This window comes from Ectothiorhodospira lacustris (assembly GCF_022227785.1).
GTDB lineage: Bacteria > Pseudomonadota > Gammaproteobacteria > Ectothiorhodospirales > Ectothiorhodospiraceae > Ectothiorhodospira > Ectothiorhodospira lacustris.
The window spans coordinates 1-11,339 of record NZ_JAJNQM010000093.1; the positions used below are offsets into that span (position 1 = coordinate 1).

The following is an 11,339-nucleotide window of genomic DNA, read 5'->3' on the forward strand; positions in this document are numbered from 1 at the left end:
GCCGAAACCATGGGACAGTATCTGGTGGCGGCTTTCCGGGCTCGCCTCGGCAAGCATCCCGCCGTGCGGGACATCCGCGGCAAGGGCCTGATGCTGGGCATCGAGTTGGACCGGCCCTGCGCCGAACTGGTGGCCCTGGCCCTTGAGGCGGGCCTGCTCATCAACGTCACTGCGGAGCGGGTCATCCGTCTGCTGCCGCCCCTGATCATCGAGCGGGCCGAGGCGGACCAGATCGTGGATACCGTCTCTGACCTGGTGGAACGGTTTGCGGCCCAGGCCGCCTGAGGAAATGCCCATGGCTGTGCGTCACTTTCTGTCCCTGCTGGACCTGTCCGCGGAAGAACTGCGTCACCTGATCCACCGCGCCATGCAGATGAAGGCGCAACTGCGACAGGGCGAGGCTTACGAACCCCTCAAGGGCAAGACCCTGGCGATGATTTTCGAAAAATCATCCACCCGCACCCGGGTCTCCTTCGAGGTGGGCATGCAGCAACTGGGAGGACATGCCATCTTCCTCTCCCCCAAGGATACCCAGCTGGGGCGGGGCGAGCCTATCGAGGACTCGGCGCGCGTGCTCTCGCGCATGGTGGACATCGTCATGATCCGTACCTTTGAGCACGAGAAGGTGGAGCGGTTCGCCGCCAACTCCAAGGTGCCCGTGATCAACGGTCTGACCGACCTGGAGCACCCCTGCCAGCTGCTGGCGGACCTGCAGACCTGGTTCGAATTGCGGGGTGACATCGCCGGTCGCACCGTGGTTTGGGTGGGAGATGGCAACAACATGTGCCACAGCTACATCCATGCCGCCGAGCGCCTGGGCTTTGAGCTGCGCATTGCCTGTCCGGAAGGCTATGACCCGGACCCGGTGATCCTGGCCGCGTCCGGTCGCAGCGCAGCCATCGTGCGGGATCCCATGGCGGCGGCGGCGGGGGCCGATCTGATCGTCACTGACGTCTGGGCCAGCATGGGACAGGAACAGGAACAGGCCGCCCGCCGCCGGGCCTTCGGGGATTATCAGGTCAATGCCGCCATGATGGCGCAGGCCGCGCCGGATGCCCTGTTCATGCACTGCCTGCCCGCCCACCGGGAGGAAGAAGTCTCCACCGAGGTGCTGGAAGGCCCGCAAAGCGTGGTCTGGGACGAGGCGGAGAACCGCCTGCATGCCCAGAAGGCCCTGATGGAATTCCTGCTGGTGGGCCATGGTCGGCAACAGGCGGCGTCACCGGAGTGACATCCGGGTGGTATAGACTGTGGGGATGACCGACATCGACCTGACCAACCCGGAACTCTATCTCAACCGTGAGCTGAGCCTGCTGGCCTTCAATCAACGGGTGCTGGAACTGGCCAAGCAGGACACGATTCCGCTGCTGGAACGGCTGCGGTTTCTGTGCATCTCGTCCACCAACCTGGATGAATTCTTCGAAATCCGAGTGGCGGGACTCAAGCAGCAGCTGCAACTGGGCGTCAACACCCCCGGGCCGGACGGCCTGAGTGCCACCGAACAGCTTGCCCGGGTGTGCCAGCTGGCGCACACCCTGGTGGATGATCAATACGCCACCCTCAACGAGATACTCATCCCCGCCCTGGCCGAGCAGAACATCCACTTTGTTCGCCGCACCCATTGGAGCGATGAGCAGACCGCCTGGGTCAAGGACTTCTTTGACCGTGAACTGCTGCCGGTGCTGTCTCCTCTGGGTCTGGACCCGGCCCATCCGTTCCCGCGCATTCTCAACAAGAGTCTCAATTTCATCGTCACCCTGGAGGGCAAGGACGCCTTCGGCCGTGAAAGCCGCATGGCGGTGGTCCAGGCCCCTCGCTCCCTGCCCCGACTGGCCCGCCTGCCCCGGGAACTGGCCAAGGGTGACTACGATTTCGTCTTCCTGTCCTCCATCCTCCACGCCCATGTGGGTGAACTGTTCCAGGGCATGACCGTGACCGGCTGCTATCAGTTCCGGCTCACTCGCAACTCGGACCTGTTCGTTTCCGAGGAGGAGATAGACGACCTGCTGATGGCACTGGAGGGGGAGCTGCCCCAGCGCAATTACGGCGAAGCGGTGCGGCTGGAGGTGGCGGATAACTGCCCGACCAAGGTGGCGGAGTTCCTGCTGCGCCAGTTCAAGCTAGGACCTGACGACCTCTATCAGGTCAATGGCCTGGTGAACCTGAACCGGCTCATGGCCGTGCACGAACTGGTGGAGCGGCCTGATCTGAAATATCCCTCCTTCGTACCCGCCCTGCCCCCGGCCCTGACCGGGGCTGCGGACATTTTCCACACCATCCGACGCGGAGACGTACTCCTGCATCATCCCTATCAGTCGTTCGTGCCGGTGGTGGAGTTCATGCGCCAGGCGGCCCGGGATCCGGACGTGCTGGCCGTCAAGCAGACCCTCTATCGCACCGGGGTACGTTCCCAGCTGGTGGATATTCTGGTGCAGGCCGCCCAGGCGGGCAAGGAGGTCACGGTAGTGATCGAGTTGCGCGCCCGGTTCGACGAAGAAGCCAATATCCAGCTGGCCAATCGTCTGCAGGATGCCGGCGCCCATGTGACCTACGGCGTGGTGGGTTACAAGACCCACGCCAAGCTGGCCATGGTGGTACGCCGGGAAAAGGACCGGATCCGGCGCTATGTGCATCTGGGTACCGGCAATTATCACGCAGGGACCGCCCGGGCCTATACGGACTACGGTCTGCTCACCGCCGACAAGGTGATCGGCGAAGACGTACACAAGGTATTCCAGCAGCTCACCGGCCTGGGCAAGGTGTCCAAGCTGAAGAAATTGCTGCAGGCCCCCTTCACCCTGCATTCCGGGATGCTGGAGCGGATCGAACGGGAGATCGAGCATGTGCGCTCAGGCAAGCCGGGGCGGGTACTGGCACGGATGAATTCCCTGATCGAACCGAGGTTGATCCAGGCCATGTATCGGGCCTCCCAGGCGGGGGTACGGATTGACCTGGTGGTGCGCGGGGTGTGCTGTCTGCGGCCCGGGGTGCCGGGGGTCTCGGACAATATCCGGGTACGTTCGGTGATGGGGCGGTTCCTGGAGCACTCCCGGGTGTTCTATTTCCAGAACGGTGGGGAGGCCGAGGTGTACCTGTCCAGCGCCGACTGGATGCCGCGCAACTTCTTCCGGCGGGTGGAGGTGGCCTTCCCGGTGGAAGTGCCGGAGCTGCGGGACCGGGTGCTGCAGGAGTCCCTGCTGGCCTACATCTCGGACAACACCCAGGCCTGGACGCTACAACAGGACGGCAGTTATCGCCGTCTGAAGGCGGCCTCCAACCACAAGCCCCGCTCGGCCCAGGATGAGCTGTTGGGCAAGCTCACCGGCTGAGCTTCACTCCACCTTGAGCTTGAACTGAGCGGCCTTCAGATGACCTGACTCCCGCTCCAGGTCCGCGCGGGTCAGGGGGTTGGCCTCCAGCCAGCCGGGCGCGAACCGCAGTTTGAGGCCCTGATCCTTCGACTTCAGACCCTCAAGGGCCGGTACGGCATCCGTGCGGGAACGGTGCAGCAGCACCGCCAGACGCAGCAACACCGCCAGACGCAGCATGGGACGACGTTCCAGGATCGGCAGATCGTCAAACAGCTTAACGGGAAACTTGCGCCGATGGGCACGCACCAGCAGGGCGATGCGGCGCTGCCCCTCCAGGGTGAAACCGGACAGATCCGCATTTTCCACCATATAGGCACCATGCTTGTGAAACTGACTGTGGGAGATGGACAGCCCCAACTCATGCAGACGCGCCGCCCAGACCAGGCTGTCGGCATGGTCCTGATCCAGCCCCCAGGTCTCCGCCACCTGGTCCAGCAACAGCAGGGCCGTCTGCTCCACTCGCCGGGCGTGATCCGGCTCCACCTGAAAGCGCTTCATGATGCCGTCGATGGTACGGGTGCGCACATCCTCGTGGCTGATGCGCCCCAACAGGTCATAGACCAGCCCCTCCCGCAAAGCCCCATCCGATACTCGCATCTGCCCGATGCCCAGCGCCTCGAACACGGAGAGCAGCACCACGACCCCGCCGGGCAACACCGGGCGGCGCTCGTCGCTCAGGCCCTTGAGTTCCACTTTGGCCATGTCCCCGGCCTTGATCAGGGTCTGACGCAGCAAGTGCAGTCCTTCCAGGGTGATGCCCTCCCGGCTCCAACCCTGCTCCCGCATGATTTTGTCCACCGCCAGCATGGTTCCGGACGCCCCCAGGGCCTCCTGCCAACCGACCCGCCGATAGGTCTCCTCGATGGGCTGCAGTTCCAGGCGAGCGCCGATCTCGGCGGCACGCCAGGCGGTCTCGGTGATGATGCCTTTGGGGAAATAGAGCCGCCCCATGCTCACACAGCCCATGTGCAGGCTTTCGGTGTGGCTGGGTTCGAAGCGCTCCCCAAGGATCAGCTCCGTACTGCCGCCGCCGATATCCACCACCAACCGCCGTCCGCCGTCGTCCGCCAGACTGTGGGCCACCCCCAGATAGATCAGACGAGCCTCTTCACGACCACCGATCACCTCGATGGGATGCCCCAGGGCGCGGGTGGCCAGCTCCAGGAACTCATCGGCATTGCGGGCCTTGCGCAGGGTGTTGGTGCCCACCGCACGCACACTGCCCACGGGCAGGTCACGCACCCGCTGGCCGAACTGGTTGAGGCAGTCCAGGGCCCGGGTTACGGCCTCGGGGCCGATGAATCCGCGGTTATCCAGGCCACTGGCCAGGCGCACGGACTCCCGCAGCCGGTCCAGCATGTGAACCTCACCGTCACGGACGCGGGCAACGATCATGTGAAAGCTGTTGGAGCCCAGATCGACGGCGGCGACGGTCTCGGGGGGCTTGCGGCGTCGGAACATGAAACTTTGCCTCTCTCGGGGGGCGGGATATCGGCCCTCAAGGGGCCGAGTCTAGCAAGGTAAGATGTCGAGAGGATAACAGGCCGGCGACCCCATCACGCCAGCTTGCGCAACTGCCCCTGGGTCATCAGCCAGCGGAGCATGGCGCTTCCCGGCTGCGGGCCGCGCATCAGGTCAAGGCAGCAGGCCCCGCCCTTCTTCATTCGCACCAGCGACCGCCGCTCCCCGGCCAGCAACCAACCGGCCAGCAAAGACAGGTGAGGCTCGTGCCCCACCACCAGCCGGGTCTGCCGGGCAGGCTGTCCCCGCAGCCAGTCCAGGAAAGACTGGGGGTCCGCCTCAGGGACCAGGACCGGCGTAGACGCGATCTCAGCCCCGGGAAACACTTCTTTGAGGATCTGAGCGGTCTGGGCCGCCCGGACATACGGACTGGTGACGATGTACACCGGCCCCTCCACCAGGCGGTGAAGCCCCCGGGCAGCCCGCCGCATGCGGCTGACACCTTCATCTGTCAGAGGGCGCAGATGATCCTCCCGGCCGCCGGCGGCAAACTCGGCGGCATCCCCCGCCTGGCTGTGACGCACCAGGACCAGACTCCGCAGCGGATGACCTGTCTTCTGCGGCATGGGTCGATCTCCTGTACAAGTACCTACCAGGAGCCTAGCCCAAAGCGGCCCGGAGGATGAGGAAGAAGATGATGGACAGCAGGGCCCCGGCCGGCAGAGTGATGATCCAGGACATGAAGATGGCCCGCACGACACTGAGATTGATGGCCGCGATGCCCCGCGCCAGGCCCACGCCCAGGATGGCCCCCACCAGGGTATGGGTAGTGGAAATGGGCAGTCCGGTGCCGGAAGCCAGGACCACGGTCATGGCGGCCGCCAGGGTGGCGGCAAAGCCGCGACTGGGCGTGAGCTGGGTGATCCCCGTGCCCACGGTGGCAATCACCCGGTGACCATAGGTCACCAGACCCAGCACGATGCCGGCCCCGCCCAGGAGCAGGATCCACATGGGCATGGCGGCATGGACCGAGACCTCGCCGGTCTGCACCACGCTGACCACCGCCGCCAGCGGACCCACCGCATTGGCCACGTCATTGGAACCGTGGGCAAAGGCCATGGCGCAGGCGGTCACCAGCATCAGCACGCCGAAGACCTTTTCCACGTTGCTGAAGTGAAAGTCCCGGTCATCGGCCGGATCGAACCGCAAGCGACGGATGGCCATCAGCCCCAGACCCGCCGTGATCAGGGCAAAGACGGCGGCGATGCCGTAACTTTGAATCGCGGAGAAATCCAGCCCCAGGTGAGTCAGACCCTTGAGCAGGGTGATGAGGGCGGTGAAGAAGGCGGCGAGGAAGATGTAGAAGGGGACGTAGCGCTTGGCGTTTTCCAGCGGATTGGGTGTATCCAGAATCAGGACCTGGACACTGCGGAAAAGGACGAAGGCAACCACCCCCGACAGGGCAGGCGACAGGATCCAGCTGATGGCAATGGCCCCCACCTTGCCCCATTGCACGGCTTCCATGCCGATGGCCACGATGGCAAAGCCGATGATGGCCCCGACAATGGAATGGGTGGTGGACACCGGCCAACCGAAGATGGACGCCACCAGCAGCCAGGTCCCTGCCGCCAGCAGGGACGCCAGCATGCCGAAGACCAGGATCTCCGGTGTCCCCGACAGCAGGTTGGCATCCAGCATCCCGGAGCGGATGGTCTGGGTCACCGCCCCGCCCGCCAGCCAGGCACCGGCAAACTCGAAGATGGCGGCGATGATCACTGCCTGTTTAATGGTCAGGGCACGGGATCCCACCGAGGTGCCCATGGCATTGGCTACGTCGTTTGCGCCCACACCCCAGGCCATGAAAAAGCCGAAGATGCACGCCAGGACGATGAATAGCGTCGCGTATTCCATAGGATTGTCAGTTTTTTATGGGTCTGTGGGGAGGATCAGTGGGCCAGCATGAGTCGCAGGCGACTGCCGACCCGCTGTGCCAGGTCGGCCAGGTCACCGATCTCGTCGATGATCCGGTACATGAAGATCACATCCACCGGCGGCAGGGAGCGTTCCATGGCAAAGAGTTCGGCACGGACCTTGATCTGGATCCGGTCGGTATCGTGCTCGATGGTGTCCAGTTCCTTGAGGATGGACTCCATCACATCCACTTCATGTCCCCGAAAGCCGGTCTCCACCAGGTCTTCCAACTCATGCACGGCCTGGGAGGCCTTGCGGGTGGCCTCGGTGCTGCGGCCCAGGAAGTCCCTCAGCAGGAAATGGAGATTGTCGGGGAATGTCATCCGGCGGCCCAGGATCAGGCCGGCGATGTCCTTGGCGGTATTGGCGATGCCGTCCTGGACGGTGAGGGCTTCCAGGACATCCCGGCGTGACATGGCCAGCATCATGCCCTTGGGCAGATGCTGGCGCAGATCCTTCTTGAGCAGGTCCGCCTCGTGTTCCAGTTCGGCAATACGGTTGCGCCGGGCTTCGGCCTGCTCCCAATCCTGAGCCATGGCCGCCTCCATAAAGGCGGGCAGTTCCGCCACGCAGGCCTGCACCTTTTCGGCGTGGAGCTGCAGAGGACGAACCGGCGACTTACCGAACAGATCGAAGAAATAACTCTTTGGAGGCATGGGATAACCAGACCTGGAAAACCGCGATTGTAACGGAATTATGACGCTGGACGGGAGATTCAGACCCGCCATTCACGCGGTTGTCATGAAATATTCATATTAATCAGCCTGACGCCCCCTTGACCCGGCCTGCCCGGGATCCCTCGCCGCCGCGTCGCACGATGTGCTCCCGCCCGAAATGGCAGGTAAAGGTACTCCCCTCCCCCGGCGTACTCTCGATCTGCAAACGGGCACCATGACGCTGCAGCACATGCTTGACGATAGCCAGCCCCAACCCGGTGCCGCCGCTGTTGCGACTGCGATCCGAGTCCACCCGGTAGAAGCGCTCCGTCAGACGATGGATATGCTGAGGCGGCACACCGATCCCGGTATCCCGGACCTGGAAATGGGCCCCTTGGTCATCTTCATGCCAATGCACACTGACGGTGCCCCCGTCGGGCGTGTAGTTGATGGCGTTGGTGACCAGATTGGAGAAGGCGCTGTGCAGTTCGGTATTGGAGCCTCGCAACCATAGGGTTTCATCCACATCCAGGGACAAAGACTGCCCCCGCTCCCCCATGAGCATGCGTGCCTCCTCCTCGATACCGTGTATCAGGGCGGGTACGCTCACCGGAGACTGTGCGGTGGCCGTGGTGTCGCGGGTTTCCAGCCGGGACAGGGTCAGCAGGTCCTCAATGATGCGGCGCATGCGGGCCGCCTGAGATTCCATGGAGCGCAGGGAGCGCCGGATCTCAGGCTCCAGGGATGCCTCGTCCGCCAGGGCCTCCAGATAGCCGGCGATCACCGTGAGCGGGGTACGCAGCTCATGGGAGACATTGGCGACAAAGTCGCGACGCATCGACTCCAGCATGTGCAGACGGGTGACATCCCGCACCGACAGCAGGAACTGCTTGTCCCCGTAGGGCACGATGCGGGCCGACAGCATGACCCTTTCATCCGGCCCGCGGGGAAACTCCACCGCCTCGCTGTAATCCCCGGAGTACATGTAACGGACAAATGCCGGATGGCGCAAAAGATTGGTGATGCGACGGCCGATATCCCGGGGGGATTCCAGTTCCAGTAGGCTGATGGCGGCGCCATTGAACCATTCGATGTCGAAGCGGCCGCCCAGGATCACCGTGGCGTCCGGCATGGCGGCACTGGACTCATGAAAACGATTAAGCAGTTTGGCAATCTTCTTCTTGCGCCGGCGGCTGCGCTGGTAGAGCCGGTACTGCTCGTGGATCAGATCCCCCCAGACGCCACCGGCACGGGGAGGATCGGATCGCTTGCCCACCTGTATCCAGCGATGAAAGCGGCGCAGCTGGCGAAACTGCCAGGCCACATAGGCGGACAGCGCGGCCACCAGCATCCAGGCCGGGTGGCCGAACAGGGCGCCCAACACCAGACCGGCCATGATGAAACCCGCAAGGCGCCAGAACTCCACCTTCCACGGACTGCCTGAACGGGAATCCAGGAGCATGGGGCGGGCCTAGGTCTGCTGCGAGAAACGGTAGCCGGCACCGCGTACCGTCTGCACGAAACGGTCACAGCCGGATGGCGCCAGTACTTTGCGCAGACGCAGGATATGGACATCCACCGTGCGTTCCTCCACATAGGTGTTGCGTCCCCAGACTCGATCCAGCAGCTGGGAGCGGGAGTAGACCCGTTCGGGATGGGTCATGAAGAAATGCAGCAACCGGAACTCCGTCGGCCCCATTTCCAGAGCCTCGCCGTTGACGGTCACCCGGTGGCTGGACGGGTCCAGGGTCAGACCTTCCACGGTCATGGGCCGGGACTGTTCTTCCGGGATGCTGCGCCGCAGTACCGCCTTGATCCGGGCCACCAGTTCCCGCGGGGAAAAGGGCTTGGTGATGTAGTCATCCACCCCGGCTTCCAGGGCACCCACCTTGTCGTCCTCTTCGCCCCGGGCCGTGAGCATGATGATGGGCAGCTCGGCGGTGTACTCCTCGCGTTTGAGACGCCGAGCCAGGTCGATACCGCTGGTGCCGGGCAGCATCCAGTCCACCACTACCAGATCCGGTAGCCGCTCCGCCAGCCGGGTATGGGCCTCGTTGGCATCAGCGGCCTCCACCATACGAAAACCGGCCCGCGACAGGGCAAAGCCCACCATCTCGCGAATGGCCGGTTCGTCCTCGACCAGCAATATGGTCTTTTCACTCATGTGTTCATGATCCTGCAGCCTGTCTTTGACGCCGCTATTACAACGAAGATTTATGACATGGCGGTGACATTGCAATGACTGCAACCGTCCCATACGCCTACCCGGGCCGTCATGCCACGGACACATTGCAAGGTTAAAGTGACGAATCCGTTAAGGGTTTGCAGTCCTTGGCCGGCACTGGATTCCCGGTTGCGCGGGAATGACATCGGATAGGGCGCCTGCATCGTGGCCCCGGAACCGGACTCCCGACGGTGAGGGAATGATGCCTCATTCCGAGCCCCACGCCGTCACTCCCGCGAAAGCGGGAGCCCAGGGAGCCCAGGGAGCCGACTTCCAGGCCGTCACTCCCGCGAAGGCGAGAGTCCAGAGATCTTCAGTCCGACACGAAACGACATTATCAGACCATCAAGAGAACGCCATGCGCATCCTGCTTTTGACCCTGTTGCTGCTGTCGACCTGCGCCGTGGCGGGAAATCCGGCACCGGTTCCGGATCCCGAGGCACAGGCCCACCGGTATCTGGCGCAGGACCCGCCGGCCCATGACCGGGCCAGAGCCCTGTTCATGCAAGCGGCCGAGCAAGGCTCACCCACCGCCATGGCATACCTGGGCTGGCTGTTCGAACACGGTCATGGGACGGCACCCGATGGTGAGCAAGCGGTGTACTGGTACAGCCGGGCCGCCCGGGCGGGTGCCCTGCCCTATGCCATGCATCTGGGCTGGATCCATCTCAAGGGAGAACTGATCCCACGGGACCGAGAGGCCTCGGAAGGCTGGTTCCGGTACGCCATTGAGCGGGGGCATGCACCCGCCCAGGTGGCGCTGGCCTCCATCCGGATCGCCGATGCCCTCGGCGGGCGCGATCCGGATCTGGCGCTGGAGGCGGAGGCCCTGCTGCTGTCGGCCCTGGAGGCCGGCGAATCCCTGGCCCTGTATTTCCTGGCCCGACTTTATATCGAAGGTATCGGCAGCGTGACGGCGGATGATGACAAGGCCTTCCACTACACCCGCCGAGGTGCGCAGGAAGGACATCCCCGCATGCAGGCCTGGCTGGCCATGATGCATGCCGACGGCCGGGGGGTGGCCGCCGACCCCGTGGCCGCCATCCAGTGGTCGAATCTGGCCGCGGCGGGAGGCGATGAACTGGGGATGGAACTGCACCGGGCACTGGAGTCCCGAGCCACGCCCGAGCAGATCCAGGAGGGCCGGGGCCGGGCCGTGGCGTGGGCGCTGTCCCATGGACAGCCGGACTGACAACCTCGACCCCGAGGAAACCTTTGTCTAAACTGCCTCACCCATTGAGGCGTGGACACCCTGTCCATGCGGATTACCGGTTGGGAGCAGTCAGATGAGACGCGTGATCTTCAATCAGAAAGGGGGGGTGGGCAAGTCCACCATCACCTGCAACCTGGCGGCCATCAGCGCCAGTCACGGCCTGCGGACGCTGGTCATCGACCTGGACCCCCAGGGCAATTCCAGCCATTACCTGATGGGCCAGGCCGCCGATACCTGCAAGCACACCATGGCGGACTTCTTTGCCTCCACCCTGGGCCTGTTCCGGCTCACCGGTCGCAGCGCCGCGCTGGAGCAATTCGTCAGTCCCACACCGTTCGACAACCTGAGCATCCTGCCCGCCAACCGGGAGTTGGAAAACCTGCAGACCAAGCTGGAGTCCCGCTACAAGATCTACAAGCTGCGCGATGCCCTGGACGCCATTG

Annotated in this window: 11 protein-coding genes; 5 read left to right on the forward strand and 6 right to left on the reverse strand. The window is 64.0% G+C overall.

All coding sequences use genetic code 11. The features are described 5' to 3' along the window. The 3 genes from LQ952_RS13960 to ppk1 all read left to right on the forward strand — a co-directional run. Positions 1-285: aminotransferase class III-fold pyridoxal phosphate-dependent enzyme (locus tag LQ952_RS13960; RefSeq protein WP_238623237.1), on the forward strand; the 285-nt coding region annotated here is incomplete at its 5' end. Positions 286-295: 10 nt separating this feature from the next. Next, positions 296-1,231, forward strand: coding sequence for an ornithine carbamoyltransferase (argF, locus tag LQ952_RS13965; protein ID WP_238623238.1), 936 nt, complete (start codon positions 296-298; stop codon positions 1,229-1,231). 25 nt (positions 1,232-1,256) lie between these two features. Then, on the forward strand, positions 1,257-3,329 hold the full coding sequence (ppk1, locus tag LQ952_RS13970) for a polyphosphate kinase 1 (protein ID WP_238623239.1): 2,073 nt from the start codon (positions 1,257-1,259) through the stop codon (positions 3,327-3,329). A gap of 3 nt (positions 3,330-3,332) precedes the next feature. Here the strand turns inward: ppk1 and ppx are convergent, their stop codons facing one another. The 6 genes from ppx to phoB all read right to left on the reverse strand — a co-directional run bounded on the left by ppx (position 3,333) and on the right by phoB (position 9,623). After that, complete coding sequence (gene ppx, locus LQ952_RS13975; RefSeq protein ID WP_238623240.1) at positions 3,333-4,832, reverse strand: exopolyphosphatase; 1,500 nt, start codon at positions 4,830-4,832, stop codon at positions 3,333-3,335. A gap of 95 nt (positions 4,833-4,927) precedes the next feature. Next, entirely contained in the window at positions 4,928-5,458 is a 531-nt protein-coding gene (locus LQ952_RS13980; RefSeq protein WP_238623241.1) for a SixA phosphatase family protein, read from the reverse strand. Between the two features lie 34 nt (positions 5,459-5,492). After that, positions 5,493-6,743 carry an inorganic phosphate transporter gene (locus LQ952_RS13985; protein ID WP_238623242.1) on the reverse strand — a complete coding sequence of 417 codons (1,251 nt, stop codon included), beginning with the start codon at positions 6,741-6,743 and terminating at the stop codon, positions 5,493-5,495. A gap of 35 nt (positions 6,744-6,778) precedes the next feature. After that, positions 6,779-7,459 (reverse strand): TIGR00153 family protein, encoded by a 681-nt coding sequence (locus tag LQ952_RS13990; protein ID WP_238623243.1) that lies wholly within the window; start codon positions 7,457-7,459, stop codon positions 6,779-6,781. A 103-nt stretch (positions 7,460-7,562) separates the two neighbouring features. Further along, complete coding sequence (gene phoR / locus LQ952_RS13995) at positions 7,563-8,921, reverse strand: phosphate regulon sensor histidine kinase PhoR (RefSeq protein WP_238623244.1); 1,359 nt, start codon at positions 8,919-8,921, stop codon at positions 7,563-7,565. 9 nt (positions 8,922-8,930) lie between these two features. Further along, a complete protein-coding gene (phoB, locus tag LQ952_RS14000; RefSeq protein WP_238623245.1) occupies positions 8,931-9,623 on the reverse strand; it encodes a phosphate regulon transcriptional regulator PhoB in 693 nt (230 codons plus the stop codon). 418 nt (positions 9,624-10,041) lie between these two features. Between phoB and LQ952_RS14005 the strand changes: the two genes are divergently transcribed. Continuing rightward, positions 10,042-10,875 carry a tetratricopeptide repeat protein gene (locus LQ952_RS14005; RefSeq protein WP_238623246.1) on the forward strand — a complete coding sequence of 278 codons (834 nt, stop codon included), beginning with the start codon at positions 10,042-10,044 and terminating at the stop codon, positions 10,873-10,875. 94 nt (positions 10,876-10,969) lie between these two features. Then, positions 10,970-11,339, forward strand: a 370-nt coding sequence (locus LQ952_RS14010) for a ParA family protein (RefSeq protein ID WP_238623247.1), incomplete at its 3' end; no start/stop codon positions are given.

Bases quoted from the DNA above. Each gene is read 5' to 3' on its own strand.
- argF (WP_238623238.1), top strand. From the start codon at position 296: ATGGCTGTGCGTCACTTTCTGTCCCTGCTGGACCTGTCCGCGGAAGAA.
- ppk1 (WP_238623239.1), top strand. From the start codon at position 1,257: ATGACCGACATCGACCTGACCAACCCGGAACTCTATCTCAACCGTGAG.
- ppx (WP_238623240.1), bottom strand. From the start codon at position 4,832: ATGTTCCGACGCCGCAAGCCCCCCGAGACCGTCGCCGCCGTCGATCTG.
- LQ952_RS13980 (WP_238623241.1), bottom strand. From the start codon at position 5,458: ATGCCGCAGAAGACAGGTCATCCGCTGCGGAGTCTGGTCCTGGTGCGT.
- LQ952_RS13985 (WP_238623242.1), bottom strand. From the start codon at position 6,743: ATGGAATACGCGACGCTATTCATCGTCCTGGCGTGCATCTTCGGCTTT.
- LQ952_RS13990 (WP_238623243.1), bottom strand. From the start codon at position 7,459: ATGCCTCCAAAGAGTTATTTCTTCGATCTGTTCGGTAAGTCGCCGGTT.
- phoR (WP_238623244.1), bottom strand. From the start codon at position 8,921: ATGCTCCTGGATTCCCGTTCAGGCAGTCCGTGGAAGGTGGAGTTCTGG.
- phoB (WP_238623245.1), bottom strand. From the start codon at position 9,623: ATGAGTGAAAAGACCATATTGCTGGTCGAGGACGAACCGGCCATTCGC.
- LQ952_RS14005 (WP_238623246.1), top strand. From the start codon at position 10,042: ATGCGCATCCTGCTTTTGACCCTGTTGCTGCTGTCGACCTGCGCCGTG.